Annotated in this window: 25 protein-coding genes and 1 tRNA gene; 8 read left to right on the top strand and 18 right to left on the bottom strand. The window is 71.2% G+C overall.

Translation table 11 applies throughout. The annotated features are described in order from the left end of the window. The first annotated feature begins 72 nt into the window (after positions 1-72). On the top strand, positions 73-504 hold the full coding sequence (locus ACSDG8_RS16015) for a winged helix-turn-helix transcriptional regulator (RefSeq protein ID WP_210892599.1): 432 nt from the start codon (positions 73-75) through the stop codon (positions 502-504). A gap of 289 nt (positions 505-793) precedes the next feature. Continuing rightward, the gene (locus tag ACSDG8_RS16010; protein ID WP_439427001.1) at positions 794-2,266 is read left to right on the top strand and encodes an endo-1,4-beta-xylanase; all 1,473 of its coding nucleotides are present in this window, start codon (positions 794-796) and stop codon (positions 2,264-2,266) included. Between the two features lie 107 nt (positions 2,267-2,373). Here ACSDG8_RS16010 and ACSDG8_RS16005 read toward each other — a convergent pair whose 3' ends face one another. The 3 genes from ACSDG8_RS16005 to ACSDG8_RS15995 form a co-directional block, all read right to left on the bottom strand. Then, the gene (locus ACSDG8_RS16005) at positions 2,374-2,892 is read right to left on the bottom strand and encodes a cupin domain-containing protein (RefSeq protein WP_439427000.1); all 519 of its coding nucleotides are present in this window, start codon (positions 2,890-2,892) and stop codon (positions 2,374-2,376) included. Positions 2,893-2,974: 82 nt separating this feature from the next. After that, complete coding sequence (locus ACSDG8_RS16000; protein WP_210892605.1) at positions 2,975-3,712, bottom strand: class I SAM-dependent methyltransferase; 738 nt, start codon at positions 3,710-3,712, stop codon at positions 2,975-2,977. Positions 3,713-3,832: 120 nt separating this feature from the next. Further along, a complete protein-coding gene (locus tag ACSDG8_RS15995) occupies positions 3,833-6,688 on the bottom strand; it encodes a hypothetical protein (RefSeq protein WP_439426999.1) in 2,856 nt (951 codons plus the stop codon). A gap of 262 nt (positions 6,689-6,950) precedes the next feature. Between ACSDG8_RS15995 and ACSDG8_RS15990 the strand changes: the two genes are divergently transcribed. After that, the gene (locus tag ACSDG8_RS15990) at positions 6,951-7,229 is read left to right on the top strand and encodes a type II toxin-antitoxin system Phd/YefM family antitoxin (protein WP_210892608.1); all 279 of its coding nucleotides are present in this window, start codon (positions 6,951-6,953) and stop codon (positions 7,227-7,229) included. Continuing rightward, on the top strand, positions 7,226-7,636 hold the full coding sequence (locus ACSDG8_RS15985; protein WP_210892610.1) for a type II toxin-antitoxin system VapC family toxin: 411 nt from the start codon (positions 7,226-7,228) through the stop codon (positions 7,634-7,636). Before ACSDG8_RS15990 ends, ACSDG8_RS15985 begins: the two co-directional genes overlap by 4 nt. Here ACSDG8_RS15985 and ACSDG8_RS15980 read toward each other — a convergent pair. Both ACSDG8_RS15980 and ACSDG8_RS15975 read right to left on the bottom strand, forming a co-directional pair. Beyond that, complete coding sequence (locus ACSDG8_RS15980; RefSeq protein WP_439428054.1) at positions 7,567-7,803, bottom strand: type II toxin-antitoxin system Phd/YefM family antitoxin; 237 nt, start codon at positions 7,801-7,803, stop codon at positions 7,567-7,569. The genes ACSDG8_RS15985 and ACSDG8_RS15980 overlap by 70 nt on opposite strands. A gap of 205 nt (positions 7,804-8,008) precedes the next feature. After that, positions 8,009-8,080, bottom strand: a tRNA-Lys gene (locus ACSDG8_RS15975). Positions 8,081-8,220: 140 nt separating this feature from the next. Between ACSDG8_RS15975 and ACSDG8_RS15970 the strand changes: the two genes are divergently transcribed. After that, positions 8,221-8,520, top strand: a complete 300-nt coding sequence (locus ACSDG8_RS15970; protein ID WP_064448380.1) for a hypothetical protein — start codon at positions 8,221-8,223, stop codon at positions 8,518-8,520. A gap of 37 nt (positions 8,521-8,557) precedes the next feature. Further along, positions 8,558-9,640 (top strand): NAD-dependent epimerase/dehydratase family protein, encoded by a 1,083-nt coding sequence (locus ACSDG8_RS15965; protein ID WP_439426998.1) that lies wholly within the window; start codon positions 8,558-8,560, stop codon positions 9,638-9,640. Positions 9,641-10,073: 433 nt separating this feature from the next. Here ACSDG8_RS15965 and ACSDG8_RS15960 read toward each other — a convergent pair whose 3' ends face one another. The 5 genes from ACSDG8_RS15960 to ACSDG8_RS15940 all read right to left on the bottom strand — a co-directional run bounded on the left by ACSDG8_RS15960 (position 10,074) and on the right by ACSDG8_RS15940 (position 14,737). Continuing rightward, positions 10,074-11,222: a hypothetical protein gene (locus ACSDG8_RS15960; protein WP_210892971.1), complete on the bottom strand. Its 1,149-nt coding sequence runs from the start codon at positions 11,220-11,222 to the stop codon at positions 10,074-10,076. Positions 11,223-11,319: 97 nt separating this feature from the next. Next, positions 11,320-12,069 carry a ZIP family metal transporter gene (locus ACSDG8_RS15955; protein WP_210892614.1) on the bottom strand — a complete coding sequence of 250 codons (750 nt, stop codon included), beginning with the start codon at positions 12,067-12,069 and terminating at the stop codon, positions 11,320-11,322. Positions 12,070-12,108: 39 nt separating this feature from the next. After that, positions 12,109-13,308, bottom strand: coding sequence for a GNAT family N-acetyltransferase (locus ACSDG8_RS15950; RefSeq protein ID WP_210892616.1), 1,200 nt, complete (start codon positions 13,306-13,308; stop codon positions 12,109-12,111). A gap of 52 nt (positions 13,309-13,360) precedes the next feature. Continuing rightward, positions 13,361-14,080, bottom strand: a complete 720-nt coding sequence (locus ACSDG8_RS15945) for a PP2C family protein-serine/threonine phosphatase (RefSeq protein ID WP_210892618.1) — start codon at positions 14,078-14,080, stop codon at positions 13,361-13,363. Between the two features lie 93 nt (positions 14,081-14,173). Next, positions 14,174-14,737 (bottom strand): XRE family transcriptional regulator, encoded by a 564-nt coding sequence (locus ACSDG8_RS15940; protein WP_210892620.1) that lies wholly within the window; start codon positions 14,735-14,737, stop codon positions 14,174-14,176. A 57-nt stretch (positions 14,738-14,794) separates the two neighbouring features. Between ACSDG8_RS15940 and ACSDG8_RS15935 the strand changes: the two genes are divergently transcribed. After that, a complete protein-coding gene (locus ACSDG8_RS15935; RefSeq protein WP_210892622.1) occupies positions 14,795-16,024 on the top strand; it encodes a benzoate/H(+) symporter BenE family transporter in 1,230 nt (409 codons plus the stop codon). A gap of 7 nt (positions 16,025-16,031) precedes the next feature. Here ACSDG8_RS15935 and ACSDG8_RS15930 read toward each other — a convergent pair whose 3' ends face one another. The 7 genes from ACSDG8_RS15930 to ACSDG8_RS15900 all read right to left on the bottom strand — a co-directional run bounded on the left by ACSDG8_RS15930 (position 16,032) and on the right by ACSDG8_RS15900 (position 20,989). Then, positions 16,032-17,936, bottom strand: a complete 1,905-nt coding sequence (locus ACSDG8_RS15930) for a GGDEF domain-containing phosphodiesterase (protein ID WP_210892624.1) — start codon at positions 17,934-17,936, stop codon at positions 16,032-16,034. Then, positions 17,923-18,546 (bottom strand): RNA polymerase sigma factor, encoded by a 624-nt coding sequence (locus tag ACSDG8_RS15925; RefSeq protein ID WP_210892625.1) that lies wholly within the window; start codon positions 18,544-18,546, stop codon positions 17,923-17,925. The genes ACSDG8_RS15930 and ACSDG8_RS15925 overlap by 14 nt, the downstream gene beginning before the upstream one ends. Continuing rightward, positions 18,543-18,836, bottom strand: coding sequence for a hypothetical protein (locus tag ACSDG8_RS15920; protein WP_439426997.1), 294 nt, complete (start codon positions 18,834-18,836; stop codon positions 18,543-18,545). Before ACSDG8_RS15920 ends, ACSDG8_RS15925 begins: the two co-directional genes overlap by 4 nt. Positions 18,837-19,073: 237 nt before the next feature. After that, on the bottom strand, positions 19,074-19,439 hold the full coding sequence (locus tag ACSDG8_RS15915; RefSeq protein WP_210892629.1) for a hypothetical protein: 366 nt from the start codon (positions 19,437-19,439) through the stop codon (positions 19,074-19,076). Between the two features lie 29 nt (positions 19,440-19,468). Continuing rightward, entirely contained in the window at positions 19,469-19,717 is a 249-nt protein-coding gene (locus ACSDG8_RS15910) for a hypothetical protein (protein ID WP_026268772.1), read from the bottom strand. 77 nt (positions 19,718-19,794) lie between these two features. Continuing rightward, entirely contained in the window at positions 19,795-20,265 is a 471-nt protein-coding gene (gene mscL, locus ACSDG8_RS15905; RefSeq protein ID WP_210892631.1) for a large conductance mechanosensitive channel protein MscL, read from the bottom strand. A 40-nt stretch (positions 20,266-20,305) separates the two neighbouring features. Then, positions 20,306-20,989: a FadR/GntR family transcriptional regulator gene (locus ACSDG8_RS15900; protein ID WP_210892633.1), complete on the bottom strand. Its 684-nt coding sequence runs from the start codon at positions 20,987-20,989 to the stop codon at positions 20,306-20,308. 49 nt (positions 20,990-21,038) lie between these two features. Here ACSDG8_RS15900 and ACSDG8_RS15895 point away from each other — a divergent pair, with 49 nt between their 5' ends. Beyond that, positions 21,039-22,307, top strand: coding sequence for an MFS transporter (locus ACSDG8_RS15895; RefSeq protein WP_439426996.1), 1,269 nt, complete (start codon positions 21,039-21,041; stop codon positions 22,305-22,307). A 10-nt stretch (positions 22,308-22,317) separates the two neighbouring features. Here ACSDG8_RS15895 and ACSDG8_RS15890 read toward each other — a convergent pair whose 3' ends face one another. Beyond that, on the bottom strand, positions 22,318-22,677 hold the full coding sequence (locus tag ACSDG8_RS15890) for an STAS domain-containing protein (RefSeq protein ID WP_439426995.1): 360 nt from the start codon (positions 22,675-22,677) through the stop codon (positions 22,318-22,320). Positions 22,678-22,816 lie beyond the last annotated feature (139 nt).

Below are 22,816 nucleotides of genomic sequence, written 5' to 3'. Positions count from 1 at the left end.
GAGGGGTAACTTTCTTTCGGGAAGTACGCACTTCGGAGTGCGTTGGGTACCCCGGGGTGGGAGGCGCGGACGATGCCGACGCAGACGGCGGCGGAGAAGCGGGCGCAGGCGCGGGAGGAGTACGACGCGTTCCTCGCCGGCTGCCCGAGCCGGCAACTCCTGGACCGGATCTCCGACAAGTGGGTGGCGCTGATCCTGGCCGCGCTGGGCCGCGACGGGCCGGACCGCGACGCTGGACCGCAGGTCATGCGCTACTCCGAGCTGTCGCGGCGGCTGGCCGGGGTCAGCCAGAAGATGCTCACCCAGACGTTGCGCTCGCTGGAGCGCGACGGCCTGGTCACCCGCACCGTGACGCCGAGCGTGCCGGTGACTGTCACCTACGAGCTGACCGGCCTCGGTCAGTCGCTGCATCAGCTGATGCGCGGCATGAAGCTGTGGGCCGAGGCGCACATGGACGAGGTGCACGCCAACCGCGAGCGGTACGACGCCGCGGCCGGTAGCTGACCGGATTTCCGAAACTTTCGGTCCGGGTCGCGCTTCTGCGGGCTCGGGCCGCGTGCCGTGCCGCGAGGGCGATCGGTGGGCTGGTGCCCTGATCGGCCGGGCTGGGTCCATGTTGACCTTAACATCGACATTGACCGATCGTGCCGTCGCGGATATCTTCCCAGGGAAGTTACCGGTACATCTTCGAAAAGTTTCAGGGCAGTGACGCGGGAGTGAGCGCACCGCCGGCTCCACCCGCGTCAAGCCGGGCATCGCCAGCGCATCATCGTCCGATATGCAGAGGAGTGTCATGAAACATCTACCGAGGCGCAGCCACCGCGTGGTGCTGGCCGCCGTCAGCAGCGCGCTGGCTCTGGCCGGCGCCGCGCTCGTGGTGCCCACCATGGCCCAGGCGGCGGCGAGCACGCTCGGTGCCGCCGCGGCACAGTCCGGCCGCTACTTCGGCACCGCCATCGCGGCGAACCGGCTGAGCGACTCGACGTACAGCACCATCGCGGCGCGTGAGTTCAACATGATCACCGCCGAGAACGAGATGAAGCCGGAAGCGCTCCAGCCGAACCGGGGCCAGTTCAACTTCTCCTCCGGTGACCAGATCTACAACTGGGCGACCCAGCGGGGCCTGAAGGTCCGCGGCCACACGCTGGCCTGGCACGCGCAGCAGCCCGGCTGGATGCAGAGCCTCAACGGCAGCAACCTGCGTCAGGCGATGATCGACCACATCAACGGCGTGATGGCCCACTACCGGGGCAAGCTGGCGGCGTGGGACGTGGTGAACGAGGCGTTCAACGAGGACGGCAGCCGCCGCAGCTCGAACCTGCAGGGCACCGGTAACGACTGGATCGAGGTCGCGTTCCGCACCGCCCGTGCGGCCGACCCGTCGACGAAGCTCTGCTACAACGACTACAACATCGAGAACTGGTCGTACGGCAAGACGCAGGGCGTCTACAACATGATCCGGGACTTCAAGTCCCGTGGCGTGCCGATCGACTGCGTCGGACTGCAGACCCACTTCACCGGCGGCAGCTCTCTGCCCGGCAACTTCCAGACCACGCTGCAGAACTTCGCCGCCCTGGGTGTCGACGTGGCGCTGACCGAGGTCGACGTCACGAACTCCTCGACCAGCCAGTACGCGGGGCTGACCCAGGCGTGCATCAACGTGCCGCGCTGCATCGGCATCACGGTCTGGGGCGTGCGTGACAGCGACTCGTGGCGCTCGAACGAGAGCCCGCTGCTGTTCGACGGCGGCGGCAACAAGAAGGCCGCGTACAACTCGGTCCTCAACGTCCTCAACTCCGCGTCGCCCAACCCGACGCCGACCGCGACCGTGTCGCCGACCGCCGGACCGACCGGCGGGCCGACCACGCCGCCCCCGACCACCGGCGCGAGCCGGATCGTCGGCAGCCAGTCCGGCCGGTGCATCGACGTGCCGAACTCTTCGCAGAGCAACGGCACCCGGGTGCAGCTCTACGACTGCCACGGCCAGACCAACCAGCGGTGGACCTACACCTCCAGCCGGCAACTGAACGTGTACGGCTCGATGTGCCTGGACGCCGCCGGCTCCGGCAACGGCTCGGCGGTCCAGATCTACAGCTGCAACGGGCAGACGAACCAGCAGTGGAACGTCAACTCCAACGGCACCATCAGCGGCGTGCAGTCCGGCCGCTGCCTGGACGTCTGGGGCACCGGTAACGGCCAGCAGGTGCAGATCTACGACTGCAACGGCCAGGCCAACCAGCGGTTCCAGCTCGTCGCCACGAGCTGACCTTCGCGTACGCACGGCGGCTCACCGTCGTGGCTTCGGCCACGGCGGTGAGCCGTTGCGTTGTGCCCGGCCCGGCGGGTTGTCGCGTTCCGGGTTGGCGGCCGGTGTCAGCCGATCAGCAACGCGGTGCGGTAGTCGGAAGCCAGCGCGGCGGCCCGGTCCCGGCGCTCGGCCTGCTCCTCCTCGGTGAGAGCCGGCGGCGGCGAGGTGGGACCGTCCACCCGGTCACCGACGCGCAGGAAGTACTCGTCCTGCCCGGCCGGCGTGCACATGCACAGGAGCCGCGCCGGCTGGTCGAAGGAGTTGCGGAAGAAGTGCGGCGCGTTCGCCGGAATGTTCACCGTCTCCCCGGCCCGCGCGACGGTGTGCTCGCCCCGGAACGTGAACTCCACGGCCCCGTCCAGCACCGTGAACATCTCCTCGAAGTCGTGCCGGTGCGGAGGCGGCCCACCACCAGGCGGAACCCGCATCTCGATCAGGCAGTACCGGCCGGCCGTCTGCTCGCCGGTCACCAGGATCGTGTAGGTGCCGCCCGCGATGGCGAGGTGCGCGAGGCCGGGGTCGTCGGGCCGGGCGTGGACGAGGGTACGGGTCGGATCGTCGGACGGGATCGCACCGCTGGCCATCGGCTCTCTCCTCGATCGTCGGTCTGCGGATCGATTCCCCTCATAGCCACCGAGAGTCCCGCTAAACCTGGGACGCTCGTCGTCATGCCGGTCGGCGAGCCACCACCGCCAGGGCCATGCCGAAGAACTTCAACGGCGAGCGTTCGATCGCGTCGGTCACCGGCCGGATCCGGCGCCCGAAACGGGACCTGTCGAACGGCGGCATGATGTAGTCCACCGCCATCGGCTCCAGCCCGGCCCGCCGGAGCTGCCCCGACAGGCCACGGGCGGTGAAGGCACGGGCGTCGGCGAGCCGACGGTGCAGCGGCACGATCCACGGCAGGAACGGACCCCGCGCCGGCCGGTACCGCCGGCCCCGGATCAGGAAGCCGTGCGTCTCGAACGGGAACCACCTGTTGGGCGTCGTCAGCGCGAACCGGCCGCCGGGCACGAGCACGCGGTGGACCTGCCGCAGGGCGGCGTCCAGGTCGTCGATGTGCTCCACCACCTCGATGGCGGTGACCAGGTCGAAGCTGCCGTCCGGGTAATCCAGCTCGGTGGCGGACAACTCCCGCACGTTGATCTTCCGGGCCGCCGCCGGATCGCCGGCCAGCCGCTCCCGGAACAGCTCCAGCCGGTCCTGCTGGATGTCCACGGCCTCGATCTGCGCGAACGCGTCGACCAGCCGCATCGTGTACGTGCCGTCCCCGCAGCCGATCTCCAGTAATCGCCGGCCGGTCAGCGATGTGTGCCGGCCTAAGGTGCCGAGCCTCTTCGCCACCCCACGCTCGCCGAACGCGCTGCCGTGACCCAGCCCCAGATTGCGATTCGTATTCACCATGGTCGCTGACCATAGACCTAACGAGCGTTAGCGTGGGGGCACCGAACGACCGGCGGTGCCGGCCCTTGCGGCGTCCTGATCTCTGACGCCGGAAGGGCCGGCCTCGTACCGCAGTCTTCGTCAGCCGCCGTTGGCCACGTAGATGTAGTAGCGGGTGACATCGGTGTCCGTGCCGTCCGCCTTGTGGCCGGTCACCGACAGGGTGTACGTCTGGTAGTTCTGCGTCGGCGTGTAGGTGATCGACGCCTTCCCCTGGCTGTCAGCCGGCACGTCGGTCGACGGTCCGTCGTCGATCTGCCAGGTGAAGGACACGATTCCCGGGGTGCCGCCGCTGAACTCGAACGTGCCGGGAACACCGGCGCCGCCCGACCAGGTGCCGTCCGGATACTGGGCGCTCGCGACGTAGGGCGCGTTGCCGACCGTGAACTCGAAGTCCGTCACGGGCGAGAACTCGCCGTTCGCCGTACGGCTCCGTACGTGAATGGTGTTGGTGCCGTTGCGTTCGAACGGCACCGCGACCCGCGTCGACGTGCCGTCGGTGCTCGCCGGCAGGACCTGCTCCGGACCGTCGTTGACGCGGTAGTGGTACTCGGTCACCTCGCCGAACAGTTGGGTGTGGAAGTAGAAGTAGCCGGTCCAGCCGATCCCCCTACGCGACCAGTCGTAGGTGCTGTACACGCTGACCATGTTGTCCCGGACGCTGAAGGACGCGATCCGCAGCTCCGACTCGGTGCCGTCCGCACCGACGCTCGTGACCCGGACGTCGTCGTAGCCCCACGAACCCGGCGTGTACGTGACAGTCGCGGTGCCGTCGGGACCGGCCGCGATCGTCTGCTCCTCGGCACCCCTCAGCAGGTAGCGGTACGAGACGACGTCCGGCAGCCCCGGACGGAACGTGAACGTAACGGGCCGGCCGACAACGGCATCGCCCTCCGGCGTCTGCGTGACCACGGGCCCGGACCAGATGCGGAACGTGTAGGTGGTGGCGGGTGATCGGGTGCCGTCCGACAACAGCGCCTCAACGACCACCGTGTTGTCGCCGGAGTGCTGCGGTGTGACAGTGACGTAGGCGTACGGGTTGCCGCCGCTGGACACGGTCTGCTCGGCGCCGCCGTCGAACCGGTAGACGAATCCGGTCAGGTTCGGCAGCCCGCTGTCAAACTCGATGCTCAACGGCACGCCGACTCCGTCCCGGCGCGGCCAGCTGGTCAGGTCGTGCGCGTAGGCGGTCGGGCGCGCGTCGATGATGAAGAACTGATATTCGGTGACCATCGACGTGGAACCGTCCGCCTTCACCGACCGGACGACCATCGAGTGCCAACCCGGCGTCGCCGTCCACGACAGCACGGCGGTGTCGTCCTCGGCCGCCGCGACGGTCTTCCACTCGTCGTCGAGGTAGTACTGGTAGGCGACGACGTCGCTGTTGCGCGGGGTGAAGCGGAACGAGCCGACCTTGCCCGCGACCTGGTCGGTGTCCAGGTTGAACTCCGCCGACTCGACGCCGGGGGCGTCGGTGACCCAGACCTGCAGCGTCTCCTGCCCGATCAGCTTGTTCCGGGCGTAGCTGCGCACGGCCATCTCGATCTGACCGGTGGTGGTGAACGTGACCGGACCGGTGGCCTTACCGTCGACCGCCGGGAGGCGGACCTCCGCGCCGTCCTTGAGCTGATACCCGAACGCGGTGGTCTCCGGCTTCGACGCGACAAGCGTGATCGTGCTCGGCAGGCCGACGCCGTTCACCACGACCTCGGCGTACGGCGCGGTCTCGGCGACCCGGAACCGGTAGTTCTTCTCCGGCCCGCGGTTGCCCGCCGCGTCGACCGACGCGACGTAGAGGTCGGTGCTGAACCGCAACTTCGGGGTGTACTTCAGGATCCCCGTGCCGCCCGGACGCCGGGCGGGAACCTGACCGTAAGACCCCCAGGAGTCACGCCAGGCGAACGCGACCACGTCGCGGTCACCCGCCCCGTCGAAGCGGAACGTCCCCTCGATGCCCGTGCCACCGCCCGGGGAGTCGCCCTCCGGATACGTCCGCGACGAGACCTGCGGCGGATTCGCCGGAGCGGTCACATCCATGACGATGTAGCAGGTCTTGCTCCACGGGCCCGCGTCGTCGTAGTCACTGGCCCGGGCCTGCCAGGCGAGAACCGTGCCGTCGGCGTACTGGCTCAGGTCCGTGCCGTAGTAGTCGTGGAACTCGCGACGCTGCTCGGGATGGTCGACCGGCCAGATCGCGTACAGCACGGTCGTGTAGTCGCCCTCGTCCCGATCACTGGCGGTGGCCCCGAACACCGTGTTCCGCGCCGCCGGCGACGGTTTGGTAAGCGTTCCGCACGGCCGGTCCGGGTACTTCAGTTGCAGGCCCGTGATCGTGGGCGGATGGTTCGCGGAGGCACTGAGCACCGGCTTCGCGAAGGTGCGACCGGTCCGCGCGTCGGCCTCCTGAGCGGCGGCGACCCGGATCTCCACGGTGATGCTCTTGTCGCGCCGGCTCAGCGCCGCGTTGAGCGTGGCCACCATGTCCAGAGCCAGATAGGCCGGGCAGGAGGCGCCGGCTCCCCGCGTGGTGGCCAGCAGCTTCTCGACCTCGGCCGGCGGACGCAGCCAGGTGGTGCTGTCAGTGACCGGGCGGGTCCGCCACACCTCGATCGTCGCCGGGGCGGAGCAGTCGGTGACCGCCTTCTCGACGGTCCAGAGGTACGAGTCGTGGACGACAGTGCCCTTCAAGCTGGTCAGGTCGTACGTGAAGTAGGAGCGGTAGGTGTGCGTCCGGCCGGCCGCGTCGCGGGACGTGCCGACCGGCGGCGTCACGTCCGCGTCGACGAACTTCGTCCTGGGGCTCTGCGAGTCGAGATAGGCCCAACTCGTCAGCGGGACATCGTAGGAAGTGGCGGCTGAGGCCGGAGAGCCGACGGTGAGCCCGGCGGCGACGACGGCGAGGACTGTGATCGGGACAGCAGCTTTGAGGCGTTTCATGTGGACGCGTACCTCCCCCGTGGCGGCGCCTCTATCGACGCAGGCGGGCGTCATCGTAGCGAGGGGAATCCATGCGATGGGGAGCGGCTGACTGTCGTTGTTCTTGCAGGACAACGCCACGATCAACGCCAGCCGGCCGCGCCGGGTCAGCGCTGGCCGATCCGTGGTCCCAGGCTTCGTGGATCTCTCTGGTCGTCGAACAGGAAGCGCGGACGACGCCAGAAGCTGGAACCGTAGAACATGTTGTTCTACACTCGTAGTCATGGAACGCATCGGTGTCCGGGAGCTGAACCAGAACACGAGCCAGGTGCTGGCTCGTGTGAGTGGCGGCGAGACCGTCGAGATCACCGATCGCGGTCACCCGATTGCCCGACTTGTCCCGGTTGGGGACGACAGATCGCTCTTGGCCAAGCTGGTAGCGGCAGGGCGAGCCGTCGCCCCCACCGGCGGCGGCTCTGTTCCACTCCCACCGAAGCTCGGTGACGAGAGTGTGGATGTGGCCGCCTCGCTCGCTGCGATGCGTGACGAGGAACGCTGGTGATCTATCTCGATTCGGCTGCCGTCGTCAAGCTGGTTCGGCAGGAGGCGTGCAGCATCGACCTTGTCTCCTGGCTCAACAATCACGACGACGTACCGCTGGTTTCCTCCGCTCTGGTTGAGGTGGAAGTACCCAGAGCGCTGCGCCGATCAGCCCCGCAAGCTTTGATCGGGGTGCCGGCTGCCGTCGGACGGCTGTTCCGACTGGAGATCGACAGCACGGTCCGCGCGACCGCAGCCGCGTTCGCCGAGCCGACGCTTCGCAGCCTTGACGCCATCCACCTGGCCACCGCCCAGGTGCTGACCAACGAGTCCGGCACGGCGCTCACCGCCTTCGTCACCTACGACCGGCGGCTGCTCGAATGTGCCAAGGAAGCCGGGCTACCCGTAGCAAGTCCCGGCCAGAGCTGACCACGAGTCCACCCGCTGGCGCAGCTGGCTCCGGGCCGGTCCGCATCGGTCGCGTCACCCTCAAGCTCGGCGATCGATCGGCGGAGGGCTGTGGCGTTGGCCGGGTTACGCAGGAGGTACTCGGTTTCCTTCATCGCTTCGTACTCGGCAAGCGGGACGATGACCACCGGTTCGTGGCCCGAGCGGGTCACCACCACTTACTCGGCGTCGTTGATGACGCTGTCGAGTTCAGCGGCCAGATTCAGCCTCAGCTGGGTGAAGTTGACGGTCCGCATGACCACCTCCAGAGCAAGTGGTCCGCGTCTCGTCCTGGTCGAGCCATGCTGATCCAAGATCGCGCCCACACAATGGGGCCGTTGAGCTGCAAGAGAGTGGGCCGCCAGGGACTCGAACCCTGAACCTATGGATTAAAAGTCCACAGCTCTGCCATTGAGCTAGCGGCCCGCCCGCCCAGATTACCGGAACCCGCCCGCTCCAGGCTCGCGGCTTCCGCCGCCTGTCGATCTTCAGACCCGCGGCCAGACCCGAACCAGGCGAAGCGCCAGAGAGGCGTGAACCTCCCTGCCTGGGGAACCGAGGCAACCATGCGAGTGACCAGCACCGCCGCCGTCGCGGCGTCCCGCGAGGTTCCGGGCGCCGACGGCGTACGCCGGCCCGGCGGTGAGGTGCACGCCTGGCTGCCGGGCCAGAACCAGACGTTGTGCGGGCTGCCGCTGAGCCGTACCCGCCTGCGCCGCTTCCCGCACGTGCCGTTCGACTACTCCGGCATCGACGTCCTCACCGAGGCCGACCCGGAGGGCTGGGTCTGCCCGCGCTGCCTGGCCGCCACGTCGGGTCGCCGCGATCGGGAGAAGGGCTGGGTGCGCACGAACCCCCGTCCGTGAGCGGTTGCTGCCCGGTTCAGCGGGTACCGCACCGGACATGCGCATCGTGATCGTGGGAGCGACCGGCAACGTGGGGACGGCCGTGCTGCGCCGGCTGCGGCGGGAGGCGGAAGCGGAGCTGGTGGGGGTGGCGCGCCGGCTGCCCGGACCGGACGCCGGTGAGCCGTACGCCGACGTGGAGTGGCACTCCTGTGACATCGGCGCGCCGGGCGCGGCCGACCAGCTCGTGCGGATCTTCGCCGGGGCTCGCGCGGTGGTGCACCTGGCCTGGCAGATCCAGCCCAGCCACGACCGCCGCACGCTCTACCGGACCAACGTCGGCGGCAGCCGCGCGGTGATCGAGGCCGCCGTCCGGGTCGGTGTTCCGGCCCTGGTGTACGCCTCATCTGTCGGTACCTACGCGCCCGGCCCGAAGAACCATCCGGTCAGCGAGAACTGGCCGGCGACCGGGGTGGAGACGTCGTCGTACAGCCGGGACAAGGCGGAGGTGGAGGCACTGCTGGACGGCGTGCAGCGGGAGCACCCGAAGCTGCGGGTGGTACGGCTGCGGCCAGGGCTGATCTTCCAGCGGGAGGCCGGTACGGAGATCAGCCGCTACTTCCTCGGCCCGCTGGCGCCGGTGCGCCTTCTCCGGTACGGCCGCATTCCGCTGGTGCCGTCGAACAAGCGACTGCGGATGCAGGCGGTGCACGCCGACGACGTGGCCGACGCGTACGCCCGGGCGGTTCTGGGGGACGCGAGCGGCGCCTTCAACGTGGCGGCCGACCCGGTGCTGACGCCGGAGCTGGTGGCCCGGCACTTCCACGGCTGGACGGTGCCGGTGGCGACGCCGGTGCTGCGCGCGGCGGCGGCGCTGACCTGGCGGGCGCGGCTGCAACCGGTCGACACCGGCTGGGTCGACCTGGCGCTGAACGTGCCGCTGATGTCCAGCCACCGCGCCGAGACCGAACTGGGCTGGACCCCGGCGGTCGACACGGTGACCGCCCTGAAGGACCTGTTCACCGGCATGGCCACGAGAGCCGGCACTGACTCCCCGCCGCTGTCCCCGGACCCGACCCTGCCCGGCCGCCCCGCAGCCCTGACCCGAGGCCACCTCCCCGGCCACCCCAACCCCTACTGACCCCGCCTCTCGCCGCTGCCCCCTGCCCGCCACTGCCCTATCGCTCCGGCCTCGGCCCCGCTCTGGCGCGCCCGTGCCCCACCACTACCCCGCCCTGCCTGCCTCGCCCTGTTGATCAAGGAGTTTGTGTCCCGCGCAGAGATCAACCAGGACACGAACTCCTTGATCACCGAGCCAAGAGGGCAAACGCGGGGGTGAACGGGCGGGGCGAGTGCCGGCGGGCCGGAATTGGCCGGTGATCATGAAGGTGGCGGGGCGACACGCCGATGACGGGACCGTCAAGTTCATGATCGACGAGGCGGGGCGAGAGCGGCGTTCGCGGGCCGGCTGGATCGGTCGACGATCATGAGGTTGACGGCGCGACACGCCGACGGGGAGGCCGCCAACTTCATGATCAACAGCGCGGGGTGAACCGGTGGGGAGGGGGAGAGGGTCAGGAGATGCGGGCGCCCAGGAAGAAGATGCCGGGGCGGCCCTTTGTCTCGAAGCCTCTGCTCGGGTTGCGGCGCAGCGTTGAACTGTCGATCTGCAGCGTGCCGGTGCGGTTGTTGCTGACGAAGAAGATCGCGCCGCCGCCCTCGTTCGCGCTGTTGTCCTCGATCACCGTGCCGGCGATCCGTACCGCGAACTCGTTGCCGTCGCAGTAGATCGCGCCGCCGCTGCCGCCGCCCGGCGTGCCGCCCCGGGCCGGGTTCGCGCCCGTGCCGACCGCCCGGTTGTCCCGGAAGACGCTGTTCAGCACCGTCCAGGAGACGCCGATGCTGCTCAACGCCCCGCCGTTGGCGCACACCCCGCCGGTGAAGGTGCTGCTCACCACGTACACCGGTTTGTTCTCGAACTGGCTGAGCACGCGCAGCGCCGCGCCGCCCAGGTCGGGGCCGGTACGGTCGCAGCGGTTGCCGACGAACCGCGAGTTGACCACCTTGAACCGCCCGCCCCGGACGAAGATCGCGCCGCCTCCACCGCCCTCGACCTTCTCGCCGGTGGAGTCGCCGTCGGCGAACGTCAGGTTCTGCACGGTGAGCTGCGGATGGTCCTGGTTCTGGCAGTGCGAGGTGGTGAAGCCCTGCGCCTGGTCGCAGGTGTTCATGTAGAGGATGCGCCGCTTGCCGCCACCGCTGAGCGTGACCTTGCCGCCGCCGTCCAGCACGATGCGCGGGCCGCGCGAGTTCACCACCTTGGCGGTGGCCTTCATGGTGATGGTGACCGGCGCGGGACCGCAGTCGAAGGTGATGACGCCGCCGGCCGCGACGGCCTTGACCACCGCCTCGGAGGTGCAGCTCGCCGGGGTGCCGCTGCCGACGGTACGGGTCGGGCGTGAGGTGTCCACCGCCCGCGCCTCGGCCGGCACGTTCGCCCGGCCGGCGGGGTTACCGGCGCGGAACGCCACGCTGGCGGGGGTGGGGCTCGGTCGGGCGCTACCGAGACCGGAGCGCCCGCTCGGGGACGCCGCCGGGGCGGCGGCAGTCGGACCGGCCGACGAGTCGGTGCCGGCGGCGGGCGCGGGAGCCGGATCGTCGCCGCAGGCGGGGAGCGTCGCCGTCGCCAGGGCGAGGACGAGCAGGGTGACAGCCGACTTCACGCGCACCGCCCGATGCTAGGAGGACCGTCCGCCCCGGCACGACCCCACAGCCGATCCTTAACCCGCCGCTAAGCCGCAGCCGCCGGCCGCGCGGCGGTCAGGCGTGCGACAGCGCGAACGCGACCAGGAAGCCGAGCACGGTGATCAGCCCGACCAGCAGGTGCGCGTCCGCGAACGCCTCCGGAACCATGGTGTCGGTGATCATCGCGAGGATCGCGCCGGCGGCGAGCGCGGTGATCGTCGCCAGCACCTCGGGCGGCGCGCCGCCGAGCAGCGTGTACCCGGCCAGCGACGCCGCGCCGGAGATCAACGCGATGGCCGTCCACAGCCCGAACACGTAGCGCCGGGTGCGTCCGGCCTGCCGCATCCCGGCCGCGCTGGAGAGCCCTTCCGGCACGTTGCTGAGGAAGACCGCGATGACGGTGACCAGGCTGACCGGTCCGCCGGCCAGCAGGCTCGCGCCGATCACCACTGATTCGGGTACGCCGTCGAGCAGCGCGCCGACCGCGATGGCATTACCCGAACCGGGCTGTTCCCGCTCGGATGGCTGCTCGTCGCCGGAGCGCTTGCGGTGCCGCGCGCCGTGCCGGGCCAGCAGCACGTTCGCCCCGGTGTACGCGAGCGCGCCGGCCGCCGCGCCGATTACCACCGGCAGCAGCCCGCCCTGCTCGTGCGCCTCGTCGATCAGCTCGAACGAGACGGCGGAGAGCAGCACGCCCGCCCCGAACGCCATCACCGAGGCGGTCACCGGGCGTGGTACACGCGCGAAGAACCCGACGGCCGCCCCGATCAGCAGGGCCGACCCGGCGAGCAGGCCCCAGAATCCCGCTTCCAGCCACTCCGGCACGCGCTGGACCCTACCCCCGCACGCGTGCCGCCAACCGGGTCAGAAGTCGGCGAACAGGTGCGGCAGTTCGCGCGGGAAGAGGCGGCGCAGCTCACCGGCCGCGTCCACCGGGACGTCACCCAGGCCGCGTACGACCACCTCGGCCGGGTCGAGCACGCCGTACGCCAGGGCGGACAGCCCGGCGGCGGTGAGCCGGGCGGTCGGCACGCTGCCCGCGGCGGCGGTCTGCGCGGGCAGCACGGCCAGCTTGCCGGTGGTGCCGTCGAGCAGATGGCGACCGGCGAGCCAGCGATCGCCGACCACCTCGATCAGCACCCGGCCGACCCCGACCGGCTGGTCGGCGAGCGCGTCCAGGCTGAGCAGCCGGGCCATCGGCGCGGTCGGGTCGGGCCGGGCCACCCGCGCCTCCACCTGCACGTCGAGGTCGGTGAGCCACAGCTCGGGCAGCTCGTCCGGGGGGATCTGGACGCTGATCCGGGCCACCTGGTCGACGTGCCGGGCGAAGAACTGGAGCACCGACGCCCGGGCGTACGGGTCGTCGACCAGCAGGTCGTCGGCGTGCAGCGTGCCGGCGTGGTCGTCGATGCGGTAGGTGACAGCGCCGACCGTCTCGCCGCCGCGCACCACGCTGAGCAGCCAGCGGTCGTCCCGGTCGCGCAGCCCGACCGCCCGGAAGTCCGGGAAGACCGCGAAGCCGTGGCGTTCGCGCAGGCAGCGTTCCGTGTACGCGCGCCACCGCGCATACCCCGCGCCGATCCGCTCCCAGACCAGCTCGTCGGGCAGTTCGGCGCGCAGCAGCGGCGCCAGGTCCGCGGGGGCGAAGACAGCGGTACGCCGCCGGGGCAGCCCGATGTAGCCGAAGCGCTCGTAGAACGAGGCGCGGAACGGGTGCAGCGCGCTGAGCTGCTGCCCCTCGTCCCGCATGCCGTCGAGGAGCTGGTGCATCAGCGTGCGGACGTGCCCGCGCCGGCGGGCCAGCGGATGGGTGGCCACACCCGCGACACCGGCCATCGGCAGCACCGCGCCGCGCAGGTTCTGCCGCATCGGGATCGCCGAGACCGCCGCCGCGGTGACCCCGTCCTCCTCGGCCACCAGCGTCGTGTTCCCGGCGTTGTACGGCAGGTAGGCGCGGAACTGGTCGGTCCGGGAGGCGCCCATCGGCGAGGCCTCGAACGCGTACGCCTGGAGCGGGAAGCTGGTGGTCAGTCGTTCATCGGCGGCCAGCCGGCGGATGTGCATCCGTTCATCCCAACCGCACCGGGCGCGGTCCGCAACCGGAAAGGGCGCCCGCTCACGCCTCGGTGACGTCCGAGATGACCACCGTCACGTTGTCCGGCGCGCCGGCCTGGTGGGCCAGTTTCACCAGTTGCTCGCCGCACTGCTGGCGGTCGCCGTAGGTGGCGAGCGCCGCCGCGATGGCGGCGTCCTCCACGTAGTCGGAGAGGCCGTCGCTGCACAGCAGCAGCCGGTCGCCGGGGAACACGGTGAGCGCTCCGACGGCCGGCGGCGCGTCGGAGCCCTGGACCGCGCGGGTGACCAGCGAGCGCTGCGGGTGGTGCCGGGCCTGGTCGCGGGAGAGCGCGCCCTGGTCGACGAGCGCCTGCACGAACGTGTCATCGCGGGTGAGCTGGGTCAGCTCGTGGTCGCGCAGCAGGTAGCAGCGGGAGTCGCCGACCTGGGCGAGCACCAGGGTGTCCCCGGCGAGCAGGGCGGTGGTCAGCGTCGTACCCATGCCGTCGCGGGCCGGGTCGACGGTGATGGCCGCGCGGATGCGCTGGTTGGCGGTGCTGACCACGGCGCGCAGCGCGTCGGCCGCCTCGTCGGCGCCGGTGGGCGGGGTCAGCTCGTCCAGGATGCGGATGACGATCTCGCTGGCCACCTCGCCGGCGGGGAGCCCGCCCATGCCGTCGGCCACCGCCACGAGGCGGTCACCGGCGAGGGCGGAGTCCTCGTTGTTGGTCCGGACGAGGCCGACGTCGTTGAGGATGGCCGAGCGGAGGATGAGCGTCATGACGACAAGCTTGCCAAGAAGAACGGCTCCGCGTCTCTACGCGCTGGCGGGTCTGCTGAAAGAAATGTCATCCGCTTGCATCCTGGGTATGCGTCAACTGTCCGGTGTGGACGGCCGAGGATAACGCAGCAGCAGGCTCGCGTGGACCTCCTCCTCGCCCACCGCCGCGTACGTGTGCGGCACGTCGGAGATCCACCGCAGGTAGCCGCCCGGACCGGCGGTCGGCGGGGCGTCGGCCGGGCCGGCGCGCAGGACGCCGGAGAAGACTGTGACGTGCTCGGTCACGCCGCTGGAGTGGGCGGGGGAGAGCTGCGCCGGGCCCGGGGTGACCCACATCCGGTACAGCTCGTAGGTCGCCTCCCGGTCGCCGAAGACCTCCAGCAGCGTGGCTCCGACTGCGCCTCCGCGTACGGTCGGTGCCTGGTCGGGCGCGGAGAGTACGGCGGTCAGCGGCACGCCGAGCTGCGCGGTGATCGCGTACAGCGTCTCCAGCCGGGGGTTGCGCACGCCGTTCTCCAGGCCGGAGAGCGTGGCCTTGCCGACGCCCGCGAGGCGGGCCAGCTCGGACAGGGAGATCCCGCGTTCCGCGCGCAGCGCGCGGATGCGCCGGCCGACCTCCTGTGCGCTCCGGTCACCGGCTGGTGGGGCAGCTGTCATGGGGCTATGGTGCTACACCGTGCCGTTCCGTTAACGGAACGGGTGGAGGGGGGAAGCATGGCCGGTCGACTCCAGCCCGTGCTGGCCGGCGTGGTGACCGCCCTGGTCGGCTTCGCCAGCTCGTTCACAGTCGTCCTGGCCGGGCTGCGCGCGGTCGGCGCCGACCGGGACCAGGCGGCCTCCGGCCTGCTCGCGCTCTGCGTCGCCAGCGGCGCCTGCGCGGTCTGGCTCGGCCTGCGGCACCGGCTGCCGCTGTCGATCGCCTGGTCCACGCCGGGCGCGGCGCTGCTCGTGGCTACCGGGCCGGTCACCGGCGGCTGGCCCGCCGCGGTCGGCGCCTTCCTGCTCGCCGGGCTGCTGATCGTCGCCGCCGGGCTGATCCCCGCGCTCGGCCGCGCGGTCGCCGCGATTCCCGCCCCGATCGCCTCCGCCATGCTCGCCGGGGTGCTGCTGCCGCTGTGTACGGCGCCCGTACGCGCCCTCGTGGAGGTGCCCCGGCTGGCCGGGCCGGTGGTGCTGGTCTGGCTGCTGCTGCACCGGTTCGCCCGCCGCTGGGCGGTACCCGGCGCGCTCGCCGTGGCAGTGGTGGCGATCGCGCTCACCACCTCCGGCCCGGCGCGGCTGGACGCCGCGCCGGTCGTCGCGCTCACCGCGCCGGCCTGGACGCTGCCCGCCGTCGTCGGGCTCGCGCTGCCGCTGTTCCTGGTCACCATGGCCGCCCAGAACGTGCCCGGCACCGCGGTGCTGGCCGGGTACGGCTACCGGGCCCCACTGGGCTCCGCGCTGCGGGTGACCGGGCTCGCCACCGCCCTCGGCGCCCCGGCCGGTGGGCACGCGGTGAACCTGGCCGCGATCACCGCCGCCCTGGCCGCCGGGCCGGACGCCCACCCGGACCCGGAACGGCGCTGGATCGCCTCGGTCACCGCCGGGATCGGCCTGGCGCTGCTCGGGCTCGGCGCGGGCGTGGCCACCACCCTGGTGCTGCTCTCCCCGCCGGTGCTGGTCGAGGCCGTCGCCGGGCTCGCGCTGCTCGGCGCGCTGGCCGGGGCGGTCGCGGCGGCGGTGGCTCAACCGGACGCGCGGGAGGCCGCCGTGGTGACGTTCGTGGTCACCGCCTCCGGGATCAGCCTGCTCGGCGTGGGCGGCGCGTTCTGGGGCCTGGTCGCCGGCTGGCTGATGCTGCTGCTCTTCCGCCGCCGCGCGGCCGCGCCCCCGCCGGCCGCCTCCCCGCCGGCCGGGCCGCCCGAGGCGGAAGCCGCCCCGCCGGTTCCCAGCCGCACCGGGTGACGAACCGTCATCCCATGGCGGTCTGCTGAGGCGGCAGCCGCAGTTCGAGTTCGATGCTCTGCACTTCCTCCTGACTCACCGTTATCGGTTCCGGCCGCCCGATCTGATAACCCTGGGCGAAGTCGACCTCCGCGGCGCGCAGAAGGTCGAGGGTCTCCCGGTCCTGGACGTACTCCGCGGCGACACGGATGCCGAGCGTGTGGCACAGCTCGACGAGCGCCGACACCACAGCCTGGTCCGCCGGTGACCGGCAGAGGTCGACGATGAACGCGCCGTCGATCTTCACCAGGTCCACCGGCAGGTATTTGAGTTGGGCAAGGGCGCCGTATCCGGTGCCGAAGTCGTCCAGCGCCAGGTGGCAGCCGACTTCTCTGATCCCGGTGGCGAATGCCACCGCCTCGTTGCGATTCTCGATGAGCGCGGTCTCGGTGATTTCGAACGTCAGGCATTCCGGATTGACGTGGTGCCGGTGAATCGCCTCGGTCACGAAGGCGAGCAGCCCCGGGTCGGCGAGCGACTTCCCGGAAATGTTGACCTGGTAATGGGAGGTCTGCGCCCCGCGGCCGATCAGTTCCAGAGCGTGGTCGATGACCCACTTGTCCACCGACAGGATCTCGCCGACCCGTTCGGCCATGTCGAGAAAGGCCCACGGCGCGACCGGCTCGCCGGTGTCGCTGCGAACGCGCAACAGGATCTCGTGGCGGGCGACCTGATTGAGCCCGAGGTCGATGATGGGCTGGGCGTACAGGGCGAACCGGTTGGCCGTGACGGCGCGATGAATCCGGCGGCGGCACCGGTCCGTCCGTTCCCGCTCGGCGACCGGCTGGTCCAGGACCTTGACGGCGGTGGCGTTGCGGTGCGCGTCGCGGGCCGCGTGCTCGCCGTCGACGAGAAGGTCGAAGCCGGTGTCCGGGATGTCGTTGCCGAAATGGACCACGCCCGCCGAGGTGTTGAGCCGCAGCGGCTTCTGCCGGACGCTGAAGAGATGGTTCCGGAACTTGTCCACGATCCGGGCGGCCAGGGTCTCGGCGTTCGCCGCGTCGTCCCGGGGGGCGAGCAGCAGGCCCCACGAGCCGGAGCCCACCAGGCCGCTGGTGACGTCGTCCCCGACGACTGTGCGCAGGTTCCGGGCGATCTCCGCCGTCAGCTGGTCCCGGTCCTCGTCGGTGAGCGCGTCGGGCAGCCGGGTGGCCGGCTCGGTGGCCACGACGATCAGGGCGCCGCCGGTGGTACGACGCGCCCGGTCGACCTCGTCGATCACGTAGCCGCGGGTCTGGAGCCCGGTGAGCACGTCCCGTACGGCCGGGTCGGCACCGAGCATCCGGCTGCGCACGGCGAGCCGGCGCTGCTCCTGACGGGCGAGTTCGAGCGCGGTGATGTCCTCGCCCGTGGCGATGACGCCCACCGGCCGGCCCGCGTCGGTCAGGATCTCCAGGTGGCAGTACACGTGGCGGATGCTGCCTCCGGGCTGGACCACCCGGAAGCCGATCTCGTCGGGGCGGCTCTGCTCCCACGCCGTCCGCACCGCGGCGAGGACGCGCTCGACATCGGCGGGATGAACGAGTTCGAAGAGCGCCCGCGGGGTGAGACGGAGCGTCCCCGGCGCGTGTCCGACGATCATCGCCATCTCGTCGGACCAGGAGAGCCGTTCGAAACGTTCCGTCCTGCCGTCACCGAACAGCCAGGTGACGGTGCCCTGCTTCGCCAGCTGGGCGGCGCGGGTGACCCGGGTGGCCTCGTCGGCGTCCCAGGTCAGAGGGTCGGCAAGGTCGGTGTCCACGATGATCTTGTAGCCCTCGGCGAGGGAGAGGTCGTGCTGACTCTGCACGGTCCGCGCGACACGGCGGGCGCGCGCGAGCTCCAGAGGGCTGGGCGTGGTCTCGGCGAGCGCCAGGATGTCATCGAGATCCACGGCTGGCCCCCTGCCGCCGGTCGCTCTCCGAGCGGGTGAAGCCGGCCTTCTCCGCCAGTTCGCACAGCCCTTTCTTGGCGGCGGCCTTGTAGGAGCGGACGCTGTTCTCGGTCAGTCCGAGAAGGCGGGCGATCTCCTGGTTGGAGAAGCCCTCCTTCGACATCTGGAACACTTCGGCGTGCCGTGCCGGCAGCTGGTGCAACCAGCCGCGCAGCGTCTCCTGCGCCTCCCACGCGTCGGCGATGTCCGAGTGGGACGACGGCGGGAGGTCCTCCGGCGCCACAGCGGCTTCCCGCCGGCGCCGTTCCTGGTCCTTCATCATCTTGAACCGCGCCGTACGGACGATCCAGCCGGCCGGTTTGACGTGGTCGCGAAGCTTCGACCACTCGACCCGGCCGTGCAGAAACGCTTCGTGAAGCGCGTCCTCCACCGCCTGGCGGTCCCGGCATCTCGCCCTCAGGATCCGTTCCACCGTGTGGTACGAGCCTTCGGTGAATTCGGCGAACTCCCGGTCGTGAACGGCCTTCAGGCGGGCCGCCTCGGCCTCGCGCAGCGCGTCGTTGTCGTCGGGACCCGGTGTCAGAGCGGCTGTGCCCTTGATGTCGGTCACGCCGCCTCCTCGACGGGGCCGGGCTTCGACGCGCTGCGCCCGCCCAGCTCGACCTCCCGATGCCCGTCGCGATCGCGCTCCACGATCCGTACGACGTCGTGGTCGGCCTCCGCGAGCCGGATCAGCCAGGTCACCCGGGCTGTGGTGCGTGTTGTCGCCTCGCGTTCCTCGTTGATCCGGGCGCGGTATGCCACGTAGGCCCGCACCAGGCCCGCCACCACTGCGGCGACGGCAGTGGCCACGGCCACCACCTGATATCCGGTGAGCGGTTCCGCCAGCGCTTCGTTCATTGTTCCCCCTCGGCCCCCTTGGTTCGCCAATTACTATCCGTGGCGAGAGGCCGATGTAGATACCAGAACACGCGCGATGTTTTTGAAGATCAACGATCAAGTCGTTCATCAGCGATTAAAGCGCAAAGTCATGGCATTGAGACTCTGCGCAAGGGGATCGACGAACGGCTTTTCCGGGCAACTTGCATTGATCACCTATTACTGCGGGTGACAAATCCATCACCTCGGCGGCGGGCGTCACTCCTCGGCGGGAAGCTCCGTGGCCGGGACGGTGAGGCGTACCGCGCCGTCGCTCACCGCCGCGATCCGGTCGGCGAGCACGTAGACCGCGCCGGTGCGGACCAGATCGGTGGAGACCTTGAGGTAGCCGTCGCGCAGCAGCCGCGCGGCCAGGTCGGCCGGCACGTCCGGCTCCTCGACCGCCGCCGACTCGATCAGCTCGTCCAGGCTGCTGCCCGGGTCGACCGGGGCGGGCGACTGCACGGTCACCGCGGCCGGGTCGCCGCGCTGGACGAGATCGACGGTGCCCACCTCGACGCCCGCCGAGTCGACCACCCGCATGCCGGTGGTGACCCGGGAGACGGTGTCCTGCTGCTGGCTCATGCAGAAGCGGTTCCCGGGCCACGCGGGCGCTAAACGGACGGGGCCCAGCCGCCCGGCGGCCGGGGGGACAGCTCGCGCCAGGTGTCGGTGCCGTCCAGCAGCGCCCGGACCGTCTCCTCCGCCTCCTCGACGCTGGCGTGCTCGTAGAACCGGGAGACCCCCTCGGCGCCGCCGGCCCGCTGCTCCACGTGCCAGCGGTCGCCGTCCACCCGGAGGAAGACGTCACGCCGGGCGAGGCGTCCCCATTTCCCGTTCCACCAGTGCCTGCGCTGCTCCATGCCCGGACTCTATCGAACATGTGTTCGATACACGTCGGCCCCCGCGAGATTGCCGCGGGGGCCGATCGGCTATGGCGTCAGCGCGGCGCGGGCGGCTCCTGCCGGCGGCCGAGCACGTCGTCCAGGGCGCTGCGCTGGCCCGGCGTGCCGTGGTTGCCGGCGAGCAGCGCGTCGCGGATCTCGGTGAGCAGCTTGACCTCCTCGCTCGGGGCCGAGGGCGGCGGCTCCTCGCCGCGCTTGCGGCGCTCGGCGAGCCGGTTCATCGGGTAGACGACCAGGAAGTACAGCGCCGCCGCGGTGAGCACGAACGTGATCAGCGCGTTGACGAAGGCCACCCAGTCGAAGGCGACGCCGCGGAAGGACGGCGTCGAGCCGCCGATCCCGTCCTCGTTGCCGGTGATCAACACGATGAACACGCGTACCAGCGGTTCCAGGAACGACTTGGTGAGCTGGGTGACCACGCCGGTGAACGCCGCGCCGATGACGACACCGACCGCCAGGTCGACGACGTTGCCGCGCATGATGAAGTCTTTGAAGCCCTTGAGCATCCGTACTCCCGTGCCCTGTTGAGTCTGCGTCGGGGACAACCTATGCCCCGGCGGGCCCTTCGAGAAAAGCGCCGGCCTCGATCGCCGCCCGCTGCGGGTCGCCGGCCCGGATCGCCTCGACCAGCCGGCCGTGGTCCACGTACCGATCCGGGGTGAGCGCCTCGCCCATCGCCTGGGCGACGGTGCTGCGCAGCGCGGCGCCGACCGAGCCGTACAGCTCGGCGAGCATGGCGTTGTGCGCGGCCGCCACCACGGCCGTGTGCAGCGCGGCGTCCGCCTCGACGAACTCGTCCACCCGGCCGCCGCGCCAGGCGGCCTCCCGGGCCGCGAGCGCGCCGTCGAGCGCCGCCAGGTCCTCGGGGGTACGCCTCAACGCGGCGAGCCGGGCGGCCTCCACCTCGAACGCGCGCCGGACCTCGATCACCTCGGTCATCCGGTCGTCGGTGAGCCGGCGGGCCACCACCGGCGCCAGCTCGTCGGTCGACACCACGTAGGTGCCGGAGCCCTGCCGGCACGCCAGCACCCCGGCGTGCACGAGCGCCCGGACCGCCTCGCGGACCGTGTTGCGCCCCACGCCCAGCTCGGCGACGAGTTGCGGCTCGGTGGGGATGCGCCCGCCCACCGGCCACTCGCCGCCGAGGATGCGCTCCCGGAGCTGCTCGATGGTCTGGCGGACCCGGTGACCGCGCGGCGGCACGGCGACGGAATCCACGGCGGGTGTCACGGGTTACACCTCATGCCGAAATTCATCCCATGATTGTAGGTTCGAGGTCATGACTCCGCCACCTGCGCCCGCCGCGACAGTGCCCGCCCCGGGCGTCGCATCCGCGGTCACCCCCACCCCGGCGCCGCGCGCGGTCCGGGGTGGCCTGCTCGTCCTGACCGGGATGCTGCTGGTCGCGCTGAACCTGCGGGCGGCGGTGACCAGCCTGGGCGCCCTGCTCGACGAGGTCCGGGTCGGTCTCGGTCTCTCCGGGGCCATGGCCGGCCTGGTCACCACACTGCCCACCATCGCGTTCGCCGGCCTGGGCGCGCTCACCCCGTGGCTGGTCCGCCGCTGGGCCGCGCCCCGGGTGCTGGTGCTCGCCATGCTGGCGCTCACCGTCGGGCAGGTGCTGCGCGCGCTCACCGGTTCGGCGGCGGTCTTCGTGCTCACCAGCGCGCTCGCGCTGGCCGGCATCGCGGTGGCGAACATCCTGCTGCCGATGCTCGTCAAGCAGCACTTCCCGCACCGCACCGGGCTGGTCACCGGGGCGTACACGATGGCCCTGACGGTCGGCACGACGGTGGCCGCCGCCGCGGCGGTGCCGATCGCGCACGCCTTCGGCTCCTGGCGGGCCGGGCTCGGCGTCTGGGCCGGGCTGGCCGCGCTGGCCGTACTCCCGTGGGTGCCGCTGGCGCTGCGTGCCCGCGCCGCGCGACGGGCCGCGCCCCCGGCGGTGGCCGTCGCCACCCCGGCACGGGTGCAACCCGCCCGGACCCGGCTCGGCTGGGCCATGGCGGTCTACTTCGGGGCGCAGTCGCTCAGCGGGTACGCGATCATGGGCTGGCTGGCCCAGCTCTTCCGGGACGCCGGATACCGCCCGGAGGCGGCCGGACTGCTGCTCGCCGGCGTGACCGCGCTGGGCGTGCCGGTGGCGCTGATGATGCCGACGGTGGCCGGCCGGCTGGCCACGCTCCGCCCGCTGGTGCTGTCACTGACCGTGTTCTCCGCTGCCGCGTACACCGGTCTGGCGCTGGCCCCGCGCGGCCTCGCGCCGCTGTGGGTGCTGCTGCTGGCGCTCGGGCAGGGCGCGTTCCCGCTCATCCTGACCACGATCGGGCTGCGCGCCCGGACCGCCGAGGGCACCGTGGCGTTGTCCGCGTTCGCGCAGAGCACCGGGTACGTCATCGCCGCGCTCGGGCCGCTGCTGGTGGGCATCCTCTACGAGGCGACCGGCGGCTGGACCGCCCCGATCGGCTTCCTGCTGGTGGCGCTGGCCGTGCAGACGGCGGCGGGCATGGTGATCGCCCGTCCCCGCTACATCGAGGACGAGCGCTGAGCAGGACCGGTCAGGAGGGGGAGGTCGGGGTGGGGTCGCCCGCGACGGCCTCTTCCACAGTCGGGTACGTGTGCAGCACCTCGACCAGCCCGCTGACCTCGAGGATGCGCAGCACGCCGCGCTGCGGGGCGGCCAGCCGGACGACGCCGCCAGCCTCGTCGCAGTTGTTCTTCGCCCGGACGAACACGGACAGGCCGGTGGAGTCGCAGAACGACACCTCCGCCAGGTCGAAGACGAGGCGGTTGCGCCCCTTGTCCAGCAGATCCGTGATCTGGTCCTGCAGTTGCGGTGCCGTGGCCATGTCCAGCTCGCCCGCGACCGACACGACGACCACGTCGCCGCGCTGTTCCGTGTGCACCGTCAAGGACATTCGTCGACCTCCTGTGTTCGGAGGAACGGTATCCCACGTCGGGTCCGCCGCGCAGAACGGGAGCGGTCACAGGTGCGGGCGATCATTTCTTTGCTCCGCGACAAGTAGTCCACCAGCCTCCGGTGATAGAGTCCGCCCG

Source organism: Micromonospora sp. LA-10, from assembly GCF_051853095.1.
Taxonomy (GTDB): Bacteria; Actinomycetota; Actinomycetes; order Mycobacteriales; family Micromonosporaceae; genus Micromonospora; species Micromonospora echinospora_A.
The sequence above is the reverse complement of the archived record's forward strand: the minus strand, read 5'-3'. Positions and strand labels throughout refer to the sequence as shown.

Coding starts and splice junctions, on each gene's coding strand:
- ACSDG8_RS16000 (WP_210892605.1), bottom strand. CDS start 3,712: ATGGTGAATACGAATCGCAATCTGGGGCTGGGTCACGGCAGCGCGTTC.
- ACSDG8_RS15935 (WP_210892622.1), top strand. CDS start 14,795: ATGGCCGGTCGACTCCAGCCCGTGCTGGCCGGCGTGGTGACCGCCCTG.
- ACSDG8_RS15940 (WP_210892620.1), bottom strand. CDS start 14,737: ATGACAGCTGCCCCACCAGCCGGTGACCGGAGCGCACAGGAGGTCGGC.
- ACSDG8_RS16015 (WP_210892599.1), top strand. CDS start 73: ATGCCGACGCAGACGGCGGCGGAGAAGCGGGCGCAGGCGCGGGAGGAG.
- ACSDG8_RS15920 (WP_439426997.1), bottom strand. CDS start 18,836: ATGAACGAAGCGCTGGCGGAACCGCTCACCGGATATCAGGTGGTGGCC.
- ACSDG8_RS15895 (WP_439426996.1), top strand. CDS start 21,039: ATGACTCCGCCACCTGCGCCCGCCGCGACAGTGCCCGCCCCGGGCGTC.
- ACSDG8_RS16005 (WP_439427000.1), bottom strand. CDS start 2,892: ATGGCCAGCGGTGCGATCCCGTCCGACGATCCGACCCGTACCCTCGTC.
- ACSDG8_RS15995 (WP_439426999.1), bottom strand. CDS start 6,688: ATGAAACGCCTCAAAGCTGCTGTCCCGATCACAGTCCTCGCCGTCGTC.
- mscL (WP_210892631.1), bottom strand. CDS start 20,265: ATGCTCAAGGGCTTCAAAGACTTCATCATGCGCGGCAACGTCGTCGAC.
- ACSDG8_RS16010 (WP_439427001.1), top strand. CDS start 794: ATGAAACATCTACCGAGGCGCAGCCACCGCGTGGTGCTGGCCGCCGTC.
- ACSDG8_RS15965 (WP_439426998.1), top strand. CDS start 8,558: ATGCGCATCGTGATCGTGGGAGCGACCGGCAACGTGGGGACGGCCGTG.
- ACSDG8_RS15890 (WP_439426995.1), bottom strand. CDS start 22,677: ATGTCCTTGACGGTGCACACGGAACAGCGCGGCGACGTGGTCGTCGTG.
- ACSDG8_RS15945 (WP_210892618.1), bottom strand. CDS start 14,080: ATGACGCTCATCCTCCGCTCGGCCATCCTCAACGACGTCGGCCTCGTC.
- ACSDG8_RS15950 (WP_210892616.1), bottom strand. CDS start 13,308: ATGCACATCCGCCGGCTGGCCGCCGATGAACGACTGACCACCAGCTTC.
- ACSDG8_RS15915 (WP_210892629.1), bottom strand. CDS start 19,439: ATGAGCCAGCAGCAGGACACCGTCTCCCGGGTCACCACCGGCATGCGG.
- ACSDG8_RS15990 (WP_210892608.1), top strand. CDS start 6,951: ATGGAACGCATCGGTGTCCGGGAGCTGAACCAGAACACGAGCCAGGTG.
- ACSDG8_RS15910 (WP_026268772.1), bottom strand. CDS start 19,717: ATGGAGCAGCGCAGGCACTGGTGGAACGGGAAATGGGGACGCCTCGCC.
- ACSDG8_RS15970 (WP_064448380.1), top strand. CDS start 8,221: ATGCGAGTGACCAGCACCGCCGCCGTCGCGGCGTCCCGCGAGGTTCCG.